At 44.7% G+C, this 19474-nt stretch carries 11 protein-coding genes and 2 pseudogenes; 10 read left to right on the forward strand and 3 right to left on the reverse strand.

Features of this window, described 5'->3' with window-relative positions; all coding sequences use genetic code 11:
* Positions 1-122: 122 nt before the first annotated feature.
* Positions 123-365: pseudogene (locus H6F66_RS15215) on the reverse strand (IS701 family transposase); the annotation flags it as partial.
* 1088 nt (positions 366-1453) lie between these two features.
* Here H6F66_RS15215 and H6F66_RS15220 point away from each other — a divergent pair.
* From H6F66_RS15220 to H6F66_RS15255, 8 genes and pseudogenes are all read left to right on the forward strand, one after another.
* Positions 1454-2737 carry a response regulator gene (locus H6F66_RS15220; RefSeq protein WP_190422744.1) on the forward strand — a complete coding sequence of 428 codons (1284 nt, stop codon included), beginning with the start codon at positions 1454-1456 and terminating at the stop codon, positions 2735-2737.
* A 132-nt stretch (positions 2738-2869) separates the two neighbouring features.
* Positions 2870-3235: a response regulator gene (locus H6F66_RS15225; protein WP_190422746.1), complete on the forward strand. Its 366-nt coding sequence runs from the start codon at positions 2870-2872 to the stop codon at positions 3233-3235.
* Positions 3236-3269: 34 nt separating this feature from the next.
* A complete protein-coding gene (locus H6F66_RS15230; protein ID WP_190422748.1) occupies positions 3270-3857 on the forward strand; it encodes a chemotaxis protein CheW in 588 nt (195 codons plus the stop codon).
* A gap of 112 nt (positions 3858-3969) precedes the next feature.
* Positions 3970-9777, forward strand: a complete 5808-nt coding sequence (locus tag H6F66_RS15235) for a GAF domain-containing protein (protein WP_190422756.1) — start codon at positions 3970-3972, stop codon at positions 9775-9777.
* 197 nt (positions 9778-9974) lie between these two features.
* Positions 9975-13928, forward strand: a complete 3954-nt coding sequence (locus tag H6F66_RS15240; protein WP_190422758.1) for a response regulator — start codon at positions 9975-9977, stop codon at positions 13926-13928.
* A 54-nt stretch (positions 13929-13982) separates the two neighbouring features.
* Positions 13983-14465 carry a chemotaxis protein CheW gene (locus H6F66_RS15245; RefSeq protein ID WP_190422760.1) on the forward strand — a complete coding sequence of 161 codons (483 nt, stop codon included), beginning with the start codon at positions 13983-13985 and terminating at the stop codon, positions 14463-14465.
* Between the two features lie 147 nt (positions 14466-14612).
* Positions 14613-15113: pseudogene (locus H6F66_RS29355) on the forward strand (flagellar assembly protein H); the annotation flags it as partial.
* A 59-nt stretch (positions 15114-15172) separates the two neighbouring features.
* Positions 15173-15745, forward strand: a complete 573-nt coding sequence (locus H6F66_RS15255; RefSeq protein WP_190422762.1) for a thermonuclease family protein — start codon at positions 15173-15175, stop codon at positions 15743-15745.
* A gap of 259 nt (positions 15746-16004) precedes the next feature.
* Here H6F66_RS15255 and H6F66_RS15260 read toward each other — a convergent pair whose 3' ends face one another.
* The gene (locus tag H6F66_RS15260) at positions 16005-16259 is read right to left on the reverse strand and encodes a LapA family protein (RefSeq protein WP_190422764.1); all 255 of its coding nucleotides are present in this window, start codon (positions 16257-16259) and stop codon (positions 16005-16007) included.
* Between the two features lie 161 nt (positions 16260-16420).
* A complete protein-coding gene (locus H6F66_RS15265) occupies positions 16421-17860 on the reverse strand; it encodes a phosphoglucomutase/phosphomannomutase family protein (RefSeq protein ID WP_190422766.1) in 1440 nt (479 codons plus the stop codon).
* 293 nt (positions 17861-18153) lie between these two features.
* Here H6F66_RS15265 and H6F66_RS15270 point away from each other — a divergent pair, with 293 nt between their 5' ends.
* Entirely contained in the window at positions 18154-18714 is a 561-nt protein-coding gene (locus tag H6F66_RS15270) for an Npun_F5560 family protein (RefSeq protein WP_190422768.1), read from the forward strand.
* The gene (locus H6F66_RS15275) at positions 18707-19453 is read left to right on the forward strand and encodes a hypothetical protein (RefSeq protein WP_190422770.1); all 747 of its coding nucleotides are present in this window, start codon (positions 18707-18709) and stop codon (positions 19451-19453) included. The genes H6F66_RS15270 and H6F66_RS15275 overlap by 8 nt, the downstream gene beginning before the upstream one ends.
* Positions 19454-19474 lie beyond the last annotated feature (21 nt).

A 19474-nucleotide genomic window follows, 5' to 3' on the forward strand; every position in this document is an offset into this window, starting at 1 on the left:
AATTACTGGGGTAAGCTTTACTCATAACGCTCTCTCAGTGCTGTGTACTACATATTCGCAGCTTACACTGAGTGAGCTTTTTTGCTATCTAACCGACTTTTAAAACATCCTCTTAATCTAGCAAGTCTTAATTGCTCCAATTTCCAAGGCGACTCGGTGAGGAAATGTAAGAGTCCTTGCTCATTGCTTAATCCGACTATACGTGATATTGCTGGTAGTGTTTTACGTTTAATATCGGAAATCATCCCAACGTGTAGATATTTAAACGCCTCAAAACTTCTTACCTCTGGAAAGAGTTTTCTATACCATTGACAATAATCGTCAACAAATTTTATTGTCGATGCAGGTTCTCTTGCCCCAAACATACTCTAGCAAAGAGTTTGCGATACTTTACTCTATTATTCTCTCATAAGAGTGATGGAAGAGCGATAGTTAGAATGTGACTAATAAAAATTAAGGAATCAGTAGCTAACTGGTTTATGTGTTTGTAGGTTCAGGGTTCAAGAGTCCTGCCTTGCATACGCTTTGCGTGAAGCTATCTTCGTAGCGATCGCTCCCATCCCATAGCGAGCCAGAGCAAACGCATCTTATTTCTGAAATGCCTACTAGACAAGGGCTTCAAGCATTTAGTATTTATCATTATCAAGTTATCAAATCCTTACGGGAAGGAAATCCAGAATTTAGATGCGTTTGCCCTGCATAGCGATCCGAGTAGAGCGATCGCTATTCCACTCTTGAACAATGAACAACTGATACCATTTCCCTGTCTGCCATGAATCCGTCTATTGCCCCTTTTGTTTCTACCGTTAGGGAAGCGGTGCCTTAGCACGGGGTTGGGGGCTCGTAAATGTGGCATCAAAACAGTGATTTGGTATGACAACTGATAACTGTAGGGGTGCGGCATTGCCGTACTCCTACCAACTACAACTCTCAACCAATAGTTTAAGTTCACTCACCTGTTTATAACTTCCAGTTCTTGGCTTTTGCGTTCCCAGTCTGCTCGCCTAGCAGCAACCCTAGCTTCTACAATCTCTGCAAACCATGTCGGGTAAGGCTTTTTCCTATTGGGTTTGCTCAGCACTAACAGTCAATTACCTACCTAAGCATAGTCTGGACGCAAGAACGCAATTCTTAGGCTAGGGTTAAGTTTTAATAAACTATTTAAAATTGTATGTCACAAAACTCGATCGGCTATAGTTTTTAGTATTAATAAAGATTTAATAATTTTCAATATTGTTTCTTAATTGGTGTAAAGCAAGGTTTTTAGCTTGAGTTAAAATACTCGGATGCTCAAATGGAACCGTAATTTTATAAACTTTTTATAAAGTTATTTTAGTTATTTTATATAAAATTTATATTACGAAATTAAAATCAGAAAATTTACTGATGAAAAAAATCTCATTAATTCTGTATACTTCGTGACATAGGCAGTATTTGAACTAATTTAATAAAAATGAAAGCCACTACATTAAGTTTGGCAAAGATTGTTCAGTTAATAGATTTAGTCAGCCAGCGACAAGGAACGGGGAAATTGCTCCTTGTTAGTGGCGATAAGTTGCAAAACAATACGCCAAGCGATTCGCCGACCGAGGTGCTAAGCCAGAGCGATCGCCAATGGCACTTATACTTCTTTCAAGGGCATCTTTTTTATGCCACTGACAGCCACCACTGCTTCCGCCGTTGGCAAAGGGCGTTGAAGCAATCCTGTCCTGAGTTTGCCCCTGAGGTGTCTTTTGCTAATCAACCTTGGGAGTACCAGGTGCTGGAGGAAGGCATTAAAGAAGGTAGCCTAAATATAAATCAAGTCAAGGCTATTGTTCAAACCAACGCTTTAGAGGTGTTTTTTGAACTGGTTAGTTATCCAGCCCCTCTTACCAGCCATTGGCAACCCTCCAAACTATCAACTGCTCCCATAGCTTTGCTTCCAGCAAAACAAGTTTTTCAAAAAGCTCAACAAATGTGGGAACAGTGGCAAGCGAAAGATTTAGGACAAATTTCCCCTAACCTGGCACCTGTTTTAAAACAATCTCCTCAAAAACCAAATCAAGATTCTAAAGAAGCTTCTTTAAGCCTAATTCAGTTGCTCAATAGTCAAAACACCCTTTGGGATATTGCTTATCAGCTGCGGCAACCTGCGTGGGCAGTGACACTATCTTTACTTACCTTGGTTCGTAAGAATCTTGTGGAATTCAAAGAAGTTCCAGATTTACCCAAACCCGTTTCACAAAAGCAAAAGCCTGCTGCTATAAAAGTGGGTGCATCTCCAACGCCAAATCTCTCCGGCCCTTTAATTGCCTGTATTGATGATAGTCCAGTTATTGGTCAGGTATTAGAAAAAATCCTCATACCCGCTGGATATCGGCTGTTGAAGATAACTGAGCCATTGCAACAGATGGGTATCCTCGCCAACCAAAAGCCAGACTTAATTTTCCTAGACTTAGTAATGCCGGATGCTAACGGCTATAGCCTTTGTGCCTTCTTACGCCAGACGCCAATATTTCAGAAAACGCCGATTATTATCCTCACCAGTCGGGATAACCTAATTAACCGCAGCCAAGCCAAACTTACTGGTGCTGTAGATTTTTTAAGCAAGCCACCAGAACCGAAAAAAGTGCTGCAAGTCATTCAAAAGTATCTGGCTCCAGAAAAAACACCAAAATCTGCTTTGAAATCATCAGCAGCCAACGCAGGTGGAGCGGGAGTAGTGATGAAACAAAGTTTAAACGGCGCTAGTTGAAAACCGTATTAAAGAAAAAATTTATTAAAAGTAAGGCTTGTAGAAATTTGTACTTTTAATAATATTTTAATGCTGGTTATTCTGATAGATGTAGTAACACGCTAGAATCATCTTTCCTAAGAGGTTAACACCATGCCTACTGCTTTAGTTGTTGAAGATACTTTAACTGAAAGAGAAATTTTTAGTAGCTGTTTGCGACGGGGCGGATTAAATGTTTTGACAGCTAATAATGGAGAAGAAGCCTTAGAAAAAATTCTGGCTTATAAACCTGATGTCATCATTCTAGACGTGGTGCTGCCAGGTCGTAGTGGATTTGAACTATGCCGCGAGCTGAAAGCTGATGCAGAAACTAACAAAATTCCAGTTGTAATGTGTTCCACCAAAGGAACTGATATGGATAAATTCTGGGGACTGAAACAAGGAGCAGATGCTTACATCCCCAAGCCGGTGGATCAAGAAGAACTGTTGCGTACTGTTAAGCAATTAATTAAAAATTAGCGTTCGCCCTTACTAAAGGGCAAGGAGACAAGCAATGGAATCGGAGTTGTTGCCCACAAACACAACTTTAGCTGAACTATCTAAAACTCATATCCCAGGACATACAGCAGTTGTGGGACAGCAGTTTTTGCGGTTCCATCTTTTGCCTGATACTACAGCGCTCTTACCTGTGCATCAGATGACGGAAGTATTGACCATTCCCATAAATCAAATTGTGCCTATTCCTCATCTGCCAGCTTGGATAATGGGAGTTTATAACTGGCGTGGTGAGATTTTATGGATGGTAGATTTGGGGCGCTTGGTAGGACTAACCCCTTTATATCAACACGCAATTAGCCGCTCAACCTACACAGTAATTGTGATTCATAGCGCACAGCAAGTGTTAGTAAAACAGCGAATAGGTACCCAAATCACGGGTAGAAAAATGCTGGGACTGGTGGTTAATCAAGTGGAAGATATGGAATGGTGCGATCCAAATTTAATCCAATCTCCCCTTCAATCCGCTGTAACTCTTGAACTGCTGCCATTTTTACGAGGTTACTGGATAAAATCCACTGGAGAGATGTTGGTAGTTTTAGACAGCGAATCAGTTTTTGCGGGAATGCCCAACCAAAAAGGTTAATCTTTTTAACCAATTTATTTTTTGAATTTAGTTGGTTTTACCCTATTAAATTCTCAATTTATTAGCCCAGTCAAATAGCCATAATTCTCTATAGCTGAGAGAACTTTCATATATGCATCAACCATCCGATCCTCAACCTAACAAAACAAAAGTCACAACTAACGGTCGCGGTCGCCTAAATGGTCGCAAAGTAACTGCTAAGCATCAAGATCCTATTCCTCTTAAACTAACTGCTACTCAACAAGACTTTAACGAATCCCAGAGCCTTGAGCAAAATGCAGATAACTGGGTGAGGGATGGACTAGAGCAAAAAAAGCAAGAAAAACCTAGTCAGCAGCCGCAAAAACTAAGTTTACCAAAAAGCTCCACCCTCCGCAGCCAATTGCTAACAACAATCCTACCTGTGGTATTGGCACCTCTGGCTATAGCTGGAGCGGCGTTCTGGGCAATAAATAACTATCAGGCAGCTCGTAGCATTGACTCAAAGTTATGGAATGACGCTATGCTATCCTCCGACCTAGCTGGCAGCAAGGTTAAGGATGCTTTTACCGTTCCATCCTCTTTAGCAGAAAATCCTTTAATTATTAATGCTGCTCGCGCTGCTACTAAACCAACCCAAACCGTTCAACTTAATCAGTTAACACCTTCTCAAGCAAAGGTGAATTTGGCAGTTCCAAAACCACCCCAGCCTAGCCCAACATTAAATTATTATTTGCAGGCAACCGCGAAAAAACAGAATTTTCCCGAATTATTGTTTACCGACCAAAATGGGTTAGTTGTTGCTTCAGCGGCTCCTGTTGAAAATACTGTCCAGAGTGGCAATGAATGGTGGCAAAAAGCAAAAAGTGAAGGTCAGTGGATTAGTGAATTTAAGCTTGAGCAAGGCAGAAATCCTAGTATTGAATTGAGCAACGCAATTAAAGATCCAAATTCAGGCGAATTTCTAGGTGTCATTAAGAGTGTAATGACTGCTGCCAACTTTGACGATTTAGCAGTGCCTTTAAAACATATAGGCCTCAGCGCATCGGAAAAAATTCAGATTTTAGCTCCTGCAAGCAAAGCCGTTATCAGCACAATAACGCCTAATGGCACTATTGGCAACGCAGAGCTGCTAGGGGGTGAGGCGATTTTCCAAAAGGCAACAGCTCTGTTAGAAGAACTAAAAGCACAAAAGGCTGTTTTTGGGGAAAAGCCAAGTTTAGGGAGAAAGCCTAGCTATTTTACTACCAGAGATCAACTCCAAGGACTAACTATTATTCCCTTTGTTCACGAACAAGGACAGTTAGTTTTAAGCACCTCCTTCAATCACGACGACAGAAAGTATACCCTTGCCGTAGTTCCCGGCATAGACTTAGTCAGCGTAACCTCGATTGATCTTTCTGAGATTGGAGCCGCAGGGAATGAGCATGCCCTAATATTTGTCCTAATTTTCCTCACCCTAGGAGCAGTTGGTACAGGGATTGTAGTGAGTTTAGCACGCCGTTGGTCTGCACCTTTAAAAGAATTAACGGGTACATCAGAGCAGCTAGCGGCTGGAAATTTGGATGCCTACGTTGAACCTCGCGGTACTGCGGAAACCCAAACTTTGGCTCTTAGCTTTAATAACCTGGTGGCTAGAGTCAAAGACTTGTTACGCAAACAAGAATTTGAAGCAAAACGGGCAAAGTTATTTGCTGAGATCGCCACCAGCGCTAGAGAATCGCTAGATGTCAAGGAGGTATTTGAAAAAGCAGTTACTGGCGCTCAACAAATCCTCAACGCGGAACGAATGTTCCTGTATCGCTTCAACCCGGACTGGAGTGGGAATGTAGTTGCTGAAGCAGTGGCACCCAGTTGGCCTTCGTGCTTGAATAAGGTAGTTAATGACACCTATTTTACACAATCAGATGTAGGAGTAGAACTATACCGCAATGGTCGTGTCTTTGTCATTGATAACATTTACAAAGCCAATCTCAATCCTTGCCATATCAGGTTGTATGAGGAATTTGGCATCAAGGCTAATATAATTACGCCAATTGTCAGCGGCGACAAACTACTAGGCTTGATGTGTACCCAGCAGTGTTCATCTCCTCGAAATTGGCAGCAATATGAAGTCGATTTCTGCACGCAGTTGTCCACTCAAGTGGGGCTAGCTTTAGACCGGATTAGCTATTTAGAAAAGAAAGAAGCTGAAGCCAAACAGCAAAAAGTTGAAGCCAAGCGCATACAACTGTGTGCTGATATTGCTACCAGCGTGAGGGAAACTTTAGATGTCAAGGAGGTTTTCCAGAAAGCAGTTACTGGCGCTCAACAAATTCTCAATGTAGAACGGGTGTTTCTGTATCGGTTCAACGCTGACTGGAGTGGGGATATTGTCGCCGAAGCAGTTGCACTTGGTTGGCCTTCTTGCCTGAAGATGCAAGTTAGTGACACATACTTCACCGACTCTAATGTGGGAGTAGAACGGTATTGTAATGGTCGCATATTTGTCATTGATGACATTTACAAAGCCAATCTCACGGATTGTCACGTAGAGTTATATGAGCGACTAAAAATCAAGGCTAATATAATCACGCCGCTAGTTAGTGGCGACAAGTTATTAGGCTTGATGTGTACGCAGCAATGCTCATCTTCTCGGAATTGGCAGCAGTATGAAGTTGACTTTTGTACGCAGTTATCTACCCAAGTAGGCTTAGCTTTAGACCGGATCAATTTCCTCAAACAGAAGGAATCTGAAGCCAAACAGCAAGAAGTTGAAGCCAAGCGCATACAGCTGTGTGCTGACATTGCTACCAGTGCGAGGGAAACTTTAGATGTTAAAGAGGTGTTTGAAAAAGCGGTGACAGGCGCTCAACAAATCCTCAATGCAGAACGGGTATTCTTATATCGTTTCAACCCGGACTGGAGTGGAATTGTGGTCGCTGAAGCGGTGATGCCAGGTTTGCCTTCGTGCCTGCAAATTAAGGTGACAGATACCTACTTTACCGACTCTAATGTGGGAGTAGAACTGTATCGAAATGGTCGCGTATTTGTCATTGATGACATTTACAAAGGCAAACTCACCCCTTGTCACATTGAATTGTATGAGCGATTAAAAATCAAGGCAAACGTAATTACGCCGATTGTCAGCGGCGATAAACTACTGGGATTGATGTGTACCCAGCAGTGTTCATCTGCTCGGAATTGGCAACAGTATGAACTCGATTTCTGCACTCAGTTGTCTACTCAAGTAGGATTAGCTTTAGACAGGATAACTTTCCTAGAACAGAAGGAATTTGAAGCCAAACAACAAGAAGTCGAAGCCAAGCGAATACAACTATGTGCCGACATTGCTACTAGCGCTAGGGAAACTCTAGACGTAAAGGAGGTTTTTGCGAAAGCAGTTACTGGCGCTCAACAAATCCTCAACGCGGAGCGAGTATTCCTGTATCGATTCAATCCAGACTGGAGTGGAGATGTTGTTGCTGAAGCAATGATATCAGAATTGCCGACCTGTATGAACCTGACCGTTACTGACACCTACTTTACCGATTCACAGGTGGGGATAGAGAGGTATCGTAAGGGTCGTGTATTTGTCATCAATGATATTTATCAAGCCAATCTGACGGGTTGCCACATTGAGTTGTATGAGCGATTAAAAATCAAGGCAAACGTAATTACGCCGATTGTCAGCGGTGATAAACTACTCGGCTTAATGTGTACCCAGCAGTGCTCAACGTCTCGCAATTGGCAGCAGTATGAAGTTGACTTTTGCACGCAGTTGTCCACTCAAGTCGGGCTAGCTCTAGATAGGATCAATTTCCTGAAACAAAAGGAAGCTGAAGCCAAACAGCGAGAAGTCGAAGCCAAGCTAACACAACTGTTTGCAGACATTGCCAATAGTGCGCGTGAATCTCTAAATGTCCAAGAGGTTTTCGACAAAGCAGTTGTTGGCGCTCAACAAATTCTTAATGCAGAACGAGTGTTCCTGTATCGCTTTAACCCGGACTGGAGTGGAATTGTGGTTGCGGAAGCGATGATGCCGGGATTGCCGAGTTGCATGAATATAAAAGTTGCTGATACCTACTTCACCGACTCGCAGGAGGGGGTAGAACTGTATCGTCAGGGTCGTGTATTTGTCATTGATGATATCTATCAATCAAATCTCACGCCTTGTCACATTGAGTTGTACGAGCGATTAAAAATCAAAGCCAATGCGATCGCCCCGATTGTCAGCGGTGACAAACTATTGGGGTTGATGTGTGTCCAGCAGTGTTCATCTCCTCGGGTTTGGCAGCAGTCGGAAGTCGCCATCTGCACGCAGTTGACTACTCAAGTCGGCTTAGCGATAGACCGGATTGGTTACTTGGAACAGAAGGAAGCTGAAGCCAAGCGATCGCAACTTTTATCAAATATTACGCTTCGCATTCGCGAATCTCTTAAGCTGGAGGACATCCTTAGCACAACAGTCGAAGAGGTGCGACACGCATTTAACACAGAGCGATTGATCGTCTATCGCTTCGATGCTAACTGGGATGGGACAGTGATCGCAGAATCTGTGGAAACGGGTTGGATGCCCACTCAAGGAGTCAAAATTGAAGACACCTGCTTGAAAGAAACGAGCGGGGGAAGCTACAACAAGGGGCGCATCCGTGCCATTGACGATATTTATCAAGCTGGTTTGAACGATTGTCACATCAAGATGTTGGAGCGCCTTCAAGTCAAGGCCAGCTTGGTCGCGCCGATTATGTTAGACAACGAGCTATTCGGCTTGATGATTGCTCATCAGTGTTCCAAAACTCGCACTTGGCAGAAGGGTGAAATCGATTTGTTCATGCAGTTGGCAACTCAAGTAGGTCTTGCACTGAACCAAGCAACTCTTGTAGAACAGATTCAAACTTTGCTGGCAGCTCAAGAGGAAGCTACCCGTCAACAAGCTGAAAATGCCCAACAGCAAAGGTTAGCGAAGGAATCCCTACAAAAACGGGCGCTGGAACTGCTCTTGGAAGTAGATCCCGTGAGTAAAGGGGATCTCACCATTCGGGCGCAGGTGACTGAGGATGAAATCGGCACTATTGCTGACTCCTATAATGCGACGATCGCTAGCTTGCGGAAAATCGTCAATCAGGTGCAAACCGCCGCTAAACAAGTGACAGCAACTACCAGTAGTAATGAAGTTTCTGTCCAAGAGCTATCGGCAGAAGCCCTACGGCAAACTCAGGAAATTTTAGCAGCACTGGATCGAATTCAGGAAATGTCCAACTCAATTCGAGCGGTTGCCGCTAATGCTGAACAAGCGGAGGCTGCTGTGCAACAAGCTACCCAAATTGTGAAAGAGGGTGACGCTGCCATGAACCGGACGGTAAACGGAATGTTGGCAATTCGGGAAACTGTAGCAGAAACGTCTAAAAAGGTCAAGCGTTTGGGTGAATCTTCGCAAAAGATTTCCAAAGTGGTGAACCTGATTGGCACCTTTGCTGCCCAAACCAACTTGTTGGCGTTGAATGCTTCTATCGAAGCTGCCCGAGCTGGGGAAGAAGGTCGAGGCTTTGCTGTGGTTGCGGATGAAGTGCGATCGCTTGCTCGACAATCTGCGGCAGCAACGGCTGAAATTGAAAAGTTGGTAGCAGGCATTCAGGCGGAAACTAATGAGGTGGTTGCAGCGATGGAATCTGGCACCGAGCAGGTGGTAACAGGTACTAAGCTGGTGGATGAAGCCCGCCAGAACCTGAATAAAATTACTGCTGCCAGTGTCCAGATCAGCGCCTTGGTGGAGGCGATCGCTCAAGCTGCGGCGGTGCAGTCCAAAGCTTCCGATGAAGTTACTCAAACCATGAGCAACGTAGCAGCGATTGCCAATAAAACTTCAACAGGAGCTACTGAAGTATCCGCCTCCTTTAAGGAACTGCTGGCGTTGGCTCAAGAACTGCAAGCTAACGTTGGTAAATTCAAAGTGCAATAAGGGTTGAGAGTTGAAAGGTTGAAGGTTTTAAATAGTTGAGGGTTGAAGGTTTCAATGTTGAAGGTTCAAAAGCCAACCTGCCAACCTACAACCTTCTAACCTGCAACCTTCAACCTTGTCACTTGCAACCTGCAACCTGCAACCTGCAACCTTCTAACCTGTAACCTTCAACCGTTGAAAACCTTCAACTCTTTGATATGGCGATCGACTCTGATATCCGCGACCAAGCCTATCAGTTTTTTATTCAAGAAGCTTCCGAACTGTTGCAACTAATTGAAGCCGAGTTGCTGACACTGAAGACAGAGCGCAGTACCCCTAAAGTTCACAACCTAATGCGTGCTGCCCACTCAATAAAAGGTGGAGCTGCTTGCGTAGGACTGGAAACAATCAAAATCTTAGCTCACCGCCTAGAAGATTTCTTTAAAGCACTCTACAACGAGGAAATTCAGATTGATGATGAATTAGAAACCTTGCTGTTGCAGGCTTATGATTGTCTCCGCCTGCCTCTAATGGATGAAATTACCACTGGTTATTTCAATCCAGAGCAGGCAATGGCAATAGCAGAACCTGTGTTTGCACAACTTGAGGGGCAATTAGGAGATTTTCTGGGAGGAGAAGACCCCATTCTCAATTCAGTTGAATTGGGAATAGATATTACCTTATCTATATTTGAAGTGGACGTAGCGCAGGAACTGGATCGCCTTACCAATGTTGTGATCTATCCTGAAGGCAACGAAGTAGCAGGAGAATTACGTGCAATAGCAGACGTATTTACCGGAATCGCAGAACTATTGAATCTGCCAGGATTTGGAGCGATCGCCCAAACTACTATAGCGGCTCTCAATGCTCATCCAGAGCAAACTCTACAAATTGTACAACTAGCATTAGCTGATTTTAAGGCAGGTAGGGAAGCAGTGCTGGCAGGCGATCGCGCTGAAGGCGGTGTCCCCTCCCCTGCTTTAGCACAACTTGCTGTACCCACACCCACGGTACTTACAGTAGCAGAGCTACTTACTCAAGAGAAGACAACAGAGGCAATTCCTTCTGTGGATGAACTTTTTGAAATCTTTGACCTGACATCCCAGACGGAAGAACTAACAACCCGCTCCAATTTTGATGTATCAGATCCGATTTCCGTCACCTCACCAGAGGAAGTCCATGCGATCGTTTTAGTTCCTCAAGAAGAAGAGACATTAACTCCGATTCCTTCTGTGGATGAGATTTTGGCTCTCTCTGCCTCGCCACCCAAAACTACAGAGATTTCCCAGGTTTCTAAAAGTAGCAAATCAGACTGTAGTGCGGTTCTTTCAACAGAAAATAATTTTCTAGGAAGTGAGTTATTGAGTCAAGAGGAAACTATTGATTTCACCTATTCTTTAGAAGACCTCATTGATGATTTTCTGTCTAGCCAGCAACCTCCAGAAAATTCAAATTTATTGGAACTTGAAGAATTAGAGGTAATGACGATTGCAACAGAAGAAGTTTCAGAAATTGATTTACTAATTCAAAAAACTATATTTGATGAAGTTCATTGCTTAGAAGAGTATTTAACTAACGGTTTTTCAGAATTACCAAGTACAGAAATTGCAGATATAGTTGGTGTAAAAACTTCTAGTGACATCACTCCAGAAGAGCAAATTACTACAATAGAGCTAGCCCAAGAAGAAACTGAGTTGGTTAGAATTCCGCCGCTTCCAGCCACACCAGTTTCAACACCACCTCAAGAACTGTATTCGGACTTAGTTGAAGCGCCATCCCCAGATAAAATTAAAAAGTTAGTTAAATCAATTGAGCAGGTATTTGACAGTTTGCCTCTGGTTGAAGAGTTTCCTGCTACTTATATCGCACAAAAAGACTCTTTAAAGGAAGTTTCTAATACAACTACTCCCAATTCTGAATTGGGGGATGCTGCCAACAATCAAAAATCTAACCTTCCTGTACCCCCACTATCCAAATCCGCCCGCCAAAATCCAAAAACGATTCTTGAGCCTGCTGTCCAAGAAAACAATGAAGCCACTTCATCCCCCACAAATCCTACCCATCACCTTTCCGTCAGAGTGGATCTAGATCGGCTAGAACGAATGAATAATTTGGTGGGTGAATTATCCATCAATCGAAATAGCCTTTCTCTACAAAATGAGCAATTGCAGGGGACTGTTCAAGAGCTGCTGCGTCGGTTTGGGAAATTTCAGGAAATAGCAAATCATCTTCGCGATTTATCAGACAAGATGCTAGTAGCTCCTTCGAGGGTGCTGTTAGCTGAGCGGCACGAAGTGCGTGACCAGACACGAAAGCTGACTCAGGAAAAGAAAGATTTATCTCTAAACTTTAAAATTTCAGGGGAAGGCAAAGAATCCTTACTCAGCAATGCCAGTTCGCTCAACGGCGGCAGCCCACCCACGAGGCCGGCTCCTCAGGACGCACTTCGTGCTGAGGAGCTAACAACACTCAGCACTCAAACTGAGTTTGACTCTCTAGAGATGGACAGCTATGGAGAACTGCACTCCCTGTTGCAAGACACTCTCGAAGAAATGGCGCAACTCGAAGAAATAGTGGGTGACGTTGCACTGCTAGCTGGGCAATCCAGCCAGACTATAGAAAGCCAACGTCAAATGGTCACACATCTGCGGGACGATCTGATGTGGGCGCGGATGCTTCCCCTTGGTGAAGTTTTGACTCGCTATCCTCGCACATTACGCGACTTATCCACGACTTACGATAAACCAGTCGATCTGAAATTGAGCGGGACAGGAGTTTTAGTTGATAAAGCAGTCTTGGAAAAACTCTACGACCCTTTATTGCACTTACTTCGTAATGCCTTCGATCATGGCATTGAGCCACCAGAAGTGCGCCGTCAGCAAAAAAAACCGGAGCGGGGTCAGATTGAAATTCGCGCCTACCACCAAGGAAGTCAAACAGTTATTGAAGTGCGGGATGACGGTCAAGGCATCAATTTGGAACGCATCCGCAATCGAGCAGTAGATTTAGGGTTGCTGTCATCAAAACAACTAGCTACAACTCCGACAGATCAACTTTTTGATTTGTTATACGAGCCAGGATTTTCAACAGCAACTCAAGTGAGCGAACTTTCTGGTCGAGGAGTTGGCTTGGATGTGGTGCGATCGCAATTGCGATCGCTCAAAGGCACGGTCACGGTGACATCTACTCTCGGACGAGGTACCACCTTTACCTTACGCATCCCACTGACGCTGACTATTGCCAAATTACTCGTTGGTTTGGTGGGTTCAACTGCGTATGCCTTACCCTCTGACAGCATCGAAGAAATTTTAATTCCTAAATCTGACCAGGTGAAGCGATCTGGGAAACAGAGATTCTTGCACTGGAGGAAGCGAATTGTCCCTGTCTATCATTTATCTGAACTACTAGATTATGCAGTTCCATTGCCGGAATCAATCCCTAGCCAAGCATTGGTAGCCGTTCCTTCTCCAGAAGATTGGGCATCACCGATGCTGCTGCTGCGCCAAGATAATCAATTTCTAGCTTTAGAAATCGACCGCTTAGTCACAGAGCAAGAACTGGTAATTAAACCCTTTGGTGGAGCGATCGCGCCTCCGAGTTATATCTATGGCTGCACTATTTTAGGGGATGGTAGTTTGATTCCAGTGATTGATGGCGCAACTCTTATCAACCAGTTTATTGGGCAAGGTCAGAATGCGCTTGTCAGCACCACTTTACCCAATTTGCCAGCTTCTACCCCAATTAAAACTGCATCGACTGACAAAACTAAGGTATCAACCAATACTGCCAAATCTCCCCTAATTTTAATCGTAGATGACTCAATCGCCCTGCGACAAACCTTAGCCTTGACTCTGCAAAAAGTAGGTTATAGAGTTTTGCAAGCAAGAGATGGTCGTGAAGCTATCGAACACTTGCAGCAAAATTCAAGCATCCAAATGGTAGTTTGTGATATTGAAATGCCTAATATGAATGGCTTTGAATTTCTCAACCATCGTCGTCAAGAACCACTGCTATCACAAATTCCAGTCATCATGCTGACGAGTCGCAGCAGTGATAAACACCGACAACTAGCGACTCACTTGGGAGCCAGCGCCTACTTCACCAAGCCTTACTTAGATCAAGAATTTTTAGCAGCAATCAAAACTCTTATTGACAAAGAGGGTAATAGGTAATTGCTAACTATCCCTCCCCTCTCTTTTTCTCCCTCTCCCACTCAGCCAAGAGCAATGAGTAATCAACCGGAAACAACATTAGACGCTTCCCATGCTGCACCTCCTCTCAAAGTGCTTGTCTTTAGTATGGCTAGCCTAAACTTGGCTTTGCGCGTTGAGTTAGTCTACAAAGTCCTCAATTCTACGCCCATTTATGGTAGTGGTGTCAATGGGGTGGGGATTGTCCATATGGGCGATCGCGAAGTTACTGTTTTGAATCTACAGCAGCGATTATTTCAATCCTCTAACACTAACGAAAACTATAAACAAGGCTACCTAATCGTTATCCAAAATACAGTAGGTGAACTTTATGGTATCCCCGTTGAAACCGTCCCAGCTTTGATGGATGTACCATTATCCAGCATCCGAGTTTTACCAGAATCTTTCCGTAACGCTGATACTCTAGGGATAGCCAGCCATGTCGCTGTCATTTGTCAATTAGAGACTAATCTAACCTTATTTTTGTTAGATGTTGATAGTACAACCAAACTTTCTTGAGGAATATAGTTACCAATGGGCGCTCTCAAATTCGCTTGAAAATGGACAGCACTGCCTCTGCGAGTGTTTACCTTGCGGTTGATATCCGTTCAGGACAGAATTGGATGTAAATAAAGTAATTAAACCCAGCAACTTCGACAAACACGGATGATTGACCATGACCGCTTGTTTAAAGAGCTTCTTACCACCTTTTTTGTGGAGTTTATAGACTTATTTTTGCCAGAGGTAGTAACTTATCTAGAACGCGATTCGATAGAGTTTTTAGATAAAGAAGTCTTTACTGATGTAAGCGCTTCATAACGTTATGAAGCTGATTGAATCGTCAAGGCTCAATTTCGAGGACAGGAATTTCTTTTCCTAATTCATGTAGAGAGCCGAGCAAAAAATCAAACTGACTTTGGCAAGCGGATGTTCCGCTATTTCTCCCGCTTGTCTGAGAAATTTAACGTGCTTGTCTATCCTGTGGTGGTATTTTCGTACACTACTCCCAAAACTCCAGAACCTAGCGTTTATCAGGTGGCTTTTCCCAATAGAATTGTTTTGCAGTTCAACTATGATGCCATTCAGCTAAATCAGCTTAATTGGGGAGATTTTGTGCGGCAACCCAATCCAGTTGCTAGTGCGTTAATGGCGAAAATGAACATAGCTATGCCAAGATAGAAAACATCTGTGCTGCTGAAAGCTTCATTATTTATAAATACTTGACGATGACTCGCACGCGAACATTATTTCAGAACTCCCTCAAATTGACTGGTGCTGCTGCCCTTATCCTTAGCTTGGTGGCGTGTGAAGCTATTTTTGGCCCTCCCACGTACCCAGTTAACAACGTTAGCGATGGGGATACTATTAATGTGAAGGATGATGGTGGGAAAAACATCAGCGTGCGCTTTGCTTGCGTGGATGCTCCAGAAATTCCTCACACCAACAAGGAAAAGCAAAGCAAAAAAACAGCGGACAAAAACCAATTTCAGTGGGGATTTAAAGCACAGCAGCGTTTGCAAGAACTGGTGAAACAAGGTGGCGATCGCGTCCGCTTAACTATCACCGATACTGACCAGTATGGGCGCAAAGTGAGTGAGGTGCGCCTGCCTGATGGCACTTTTGTTCAAGAAGTTTTGGTCAAAGAAGGGCTGGTGCTGGTGTATCGCGAATACATAAAAGATTGTCCCAGCGTGGCTATTGTTGAGCAAGCAGAAGCTGAGGCAAAAAAGGCGAGACGCGGTGTCTGGCGAGACACAAAATTCGTGGAACCTTGGGACTGGCGGAGTGCAAGTAAGTAGCGCAATATGCCCTCAGGCTAAAGCCTTGATGCTCCACAAACTCGTGTCCGCCTGCACGGACTTTATAGCGTTTCTCAGTTGGGTGGAATACATTGCAGTTCTAACGTTTGGTAGGGGCATGGCATTGCCATGCCCCTACAGATGTATCGCACCAACCCTTGAATTGCTTGCGGGGAGTAACAGAAAAAGGAAGCATTTTGAAACCTGCTCCCAACAGGTTTTGTTTGAATAGCCGCGCCTACAGTCGTCGGGGCAATAGCTATTCAAAATCTTCTTCGGCGTACTCAGATTGCAGCTGCCTGTTGCCACGCGACCAGAAAAGAGGCGCGATCGCACCGCCAATTGCTCCCACACCGGCGCTAAAAGCCAGCACAACGCCCACGGGCATCTGAATTGACTCAAATGTGAAAAATTTCAGCGACACTGATGTGGCGTTCTGCACGGCAAGGATGGCGATCGCGCCCGCCCAAATCGCTAAGATTATGGATGTGAGTAAATTGGTAAAGGTTTTCATTTATTTTGTTAAACCTTGATTTACCGTAGGTAGGACGTCTCGCCTGCTATTATAAAACAGGCGAGAAACCTGTTTTACGAATATTAAGAAAGGCAAGACACCTGTTCTACGGATATTAAGAAAAGTCCCACATCGCGGACACTTCTAACTCTTGCTTTCGCCTAAACTTCTGCTGGTTCCAACTGGTTAATCGTTTGTTCCATTTGTTGAGCGATTTGGCTTTGTTTTTCGGGAGAGTTTGTTTCCAGATAAACGCGCATCAGTGGTTCTGTACCAGATGGACGCAGGAGTACCCAACTGCCATCTTCCAGATAAAGTTTGATGCCGTCTTTGCGCCCTACTTCTTGGACTTTAATGCCCGCAACTTCTGTTGGGGGATTTTTGGTGAAAGAATCGATGACAGCGGCTTTGTGGGCATCCTCTAAGTGCAAGTCTAGGCGTTGGTTGTACAGAGGGCCATCAGCTTCAGCGATCGCTTCTTCTACCAATTGCGACAGTGGCTTGCCTTCGTAGGCGATCGCTTCTGCCACTAGCATATCGGCTAAAATCCCATCTTTTTCGGGAATGTGTCCGACAATGCTCAATCCGCCTGATTCTTCACCGCCAATCAGCACCTGCGTCTCGCGCATTTTCTCGCCGATGTATTTGAAGCCTACAGCAGTTTCGTAGATTTCCAAACCGTATTTTGCAGCAAAGTTATCTAGCAGGTGGGTAGTAGCAACTGTACGGACAATTGCCCCAGTTTTGCCTTTATTTTTGATCAGGTGACGCGCCAGCAATAGCAGCACCGTGTTGGGTGTCAGCACGTTGCCTTGTTCGTCTACAATACCGAAGCGATCGCTATCTCCATCAGTCGCCAAACCCAAATCCGCTTGATCGCGGCGTACCGCTTCGACCAGTTCCTCCAGCTGTTCCCCTTTCGGTTCTGGCATTCCGCCGCCAAATAGTACATCGCGGTGTGTGTGGAATGACTCAGTTTCGCAACCGCAGTGTTCTAACACGGTATCCAAATATCCGCGAGAGGTGGAGTACAGAGCATCGTACTTCACCTTTAGCCCGGCGCTCTTGATTCGCTCTACATCCAGCAACGTGTAAATAAACTGGAGATAATCTGGCTTCGGGTCAAAGGTAGAAATCTTATCGGTATTTTTGCCCGAAGCAGGCTCATCTGATGCCCCTTCAATATTGGCTACAATCGTGTCTGTAATTTCCGGGGTCGCTGGCCCAGCATAGTCGGGGATATACTTAATGCCGCAATAAGGTGCAGGGTTGTGAGAAGCGGTGAACATCAGCGCCCCTGCTGAGTTGAGAATTTTGGCGTTGTAAGCAATTACCGGAGTCGGACAATCCCGATCGACAATTTTTACCGTCCAGCCTAAGTCTACAAGAACTTCAGCAGCAGTACGGGCAAACTGGTCGGCTAGAAAGCGGGTATCGTAAGCAATTAAAACTGGTCGGTCTTTAGAATAGGCGGTTTCGAGATAACTAGCGATCGCCCTCGTTACCTTACACACATTGGAGAAGGTAAAGTCCGAAGCGATAATTCCCCGCCATCCATCGGTGCCAAACTTAATTTTATTGGAACTGCTGGCTACACTCATCTTGACCACTTCCTCTTTATTCCACCTAAATACTACAAGACACCCATCGCTTTGAGATGTCGCCGCCAATCACAAATAGGTGTGTTTACACAAGTTATTTGAATTTGACGGTAGAAAATCCAGATGGATCTGAGAATACGATAGAATTTACCCTTAATTTCAAACAAGAGTAGCAATCAGGTGTCAATTGCCCTAGCAAATGGTAAATTAGCTGCAACAGCAATATGAGTAATATGCGATCGCATCGCTTCCTCGTATGGGGAAAATCATCTCAAGAGGAGTTCTAAGCCATTGTGAGCCAGACTGACACCCCCACCCTACAAACACTTCAATCTGACGTAACTCGCCTGCGCGAAGAGTTGCAAATGCGAGACCAATTAGTTCAGCAGCTCTCTCAAGAACTATTCCGGCTGGTTAAGGGCAATGCCAACTTTATGCCCAAGCCGGAAGTTTCTGAGCGTCACATGGCTCAAATGAGAGCGCTGCGAGAACAACTGCAAGAAGTTGAACAGCAGGTAACTTTTTATCAAGAGCAGATTACTTCCCGTGACACGGAAATTTATCAATTGCGGCAGTCAGTACAGGAATTAACTGACCGCAGCCGGATGTTAGAGCAGGTGGTACAGGAGTTACCGCAAATTTATAAACAGAAATTTGCCGAACGCATGGCACCAGTCCGCGAGAAAGTGGCGATGCTGCAACGGGAAAACCGTCAACTCCACGCGGAGTTGCAAAGTGTCAGCTATCGTCTAGCGATCAGAACCCGCCGCACGACAACAACGGGCATTGATTTGCCTAGTTTCCCGCGCATGGGTAATGCTCCTGGCCCTATTCCTACGTTTGGTCATGCGTAAAGTTGTGATTGTGGTTGATGCGGAGGTTGATGAAACTGGGGAAATAATCGCAGCATCGCCCACAACAGCGCAAATGGTGTCGGCGCTTAAGGCAAATAGCCCGACGATAGGCGCAACCGCCCAAACTAAGCCCGCCAAGGCGGGCTTACAAAACCAAGCAGAAGCGCTACCAGCAGCAGTAAACGTGCAAGTAGTAAGCACTCAGTGGTTAATTATCAACAAACAACTGACCAGTGACAACAAACTAATTTGGTGTCCTTTGACGTTGAATTTGCCGGAATTGGATTTTCCAGCTCAGAGCGTCTACAATGCTTGCCGCGATGTAACAGGTTTGCGCCAGCTGGTTGAGCAATTAGGATACGCCACAGGGGTCGGAAATTTCTGGTTAGCAGTGGTTCTCACCGCGAAAGGGCCGCTCTACGGCGAGGTAATTGGTAAAGATGAGGCGAGTGAAGGTTTAAAATACCGGATGCCGGTGCATCTATCCGACTCGCAGCGTCAGCCACTTTACCAGTTAGGGTACAAGCTGCTGCAATATTTATCAGCTCCACCAAGCGTTTATTTATTACAGTTTGGTTTTAGCGATCAAAATCTGGTTTTTGACCGACTTTTGCCGTTTCCAGCCCCAAGCGCGATCGCCAGCATCGGCATCCAAAAGCCAGATTTATTCGCTTGTCACTGGCACTGCTTGACTCGGCAGCCAATTTATGACCTAGAAATTATCGCTTCAAAATTATAAAAATGTCGAGCGATCGCTCCT

This window comes from Trichocoleus sp. FACHB-6 (assembly GCF_014695815.1).
Lineage (GTDB): Bacteria > Cyanobacteriota > Cyanobacteriia > Cyanobacteriales > FACHB-T130 > Funiculus > Funiculus sociatus.

Bases quoted from the DNA above. Each gene is read 5' to 3' on its own strand.
- H6F66_RS15225 (WP_190422746.1), top strand. From the start codon at position 2,870: ATGCCTACTGCTTTAGTTGTTGAAGATACTTTAACTGAAAGAGAAATT.
- H6F66_RS15240 (WP_190422758.1), top strand. From the start codon at position 9,975: ATGGCGATCGACTCTGATATCCGCGACCAAGCCTATCAGTTTTTTATT.
- H6F66_RS15255 (WP_190422762.1), top strand. From the start codon at position 15,173: ATGACTCGCACGCGAACATTATTTCAGAACTCCCTCAAATTGACTGGT.
- H6F66_RS15265 (WP_190422766.1), bottom strand. From the start codon at position 17,860: ATGAGTGTAGCCAGCAGTTCCAATAAAATTAAGTTTGGCACCGATGGA.
- H6F66_RS15220 (WP_190422744.1), top strand. From the start codon at position 1,454: ATGAAAGCCACTACATTAAGTTTGGCAAAGATTGTTCAGTTAATAGAT.
- H6F66_RS15235 (WP_190422756.1), top strand. From the start codon at position 3,970: ATGCATCAACCATCCGATCCTCAACCTAACAAAACAAAAGTCACAACT.
- H6F66_RS15260 (WP_190422764.1), bottom strand. From the start codon at position 16,259: ATGAAAACCTTTACCAATTTACTCACATCCATAATCTTAGCGATTTGG.
- H6F66_RS15245 (WP_190422760.1), top strand. From the start codon at position 13,983: ATGAGTAATCAACCGGAAACAACATTAGACGCTTCCCATGCTGCACCT.
- H6F66_RS15275 (WP_190422770.1), top strand. From the start codon at position 18,707: ATGCGTAAAGTTGTGATTGTGGTTGATGCGGAGGTTGATGAAACTGGG.
- H6F66_RS15230 (WP_190422748.1), top strand. From the start codon at position 3,270: ATGGAATCGGAGTTGTTGCCCACAAACACAACTTTAGCTGAACTATCT.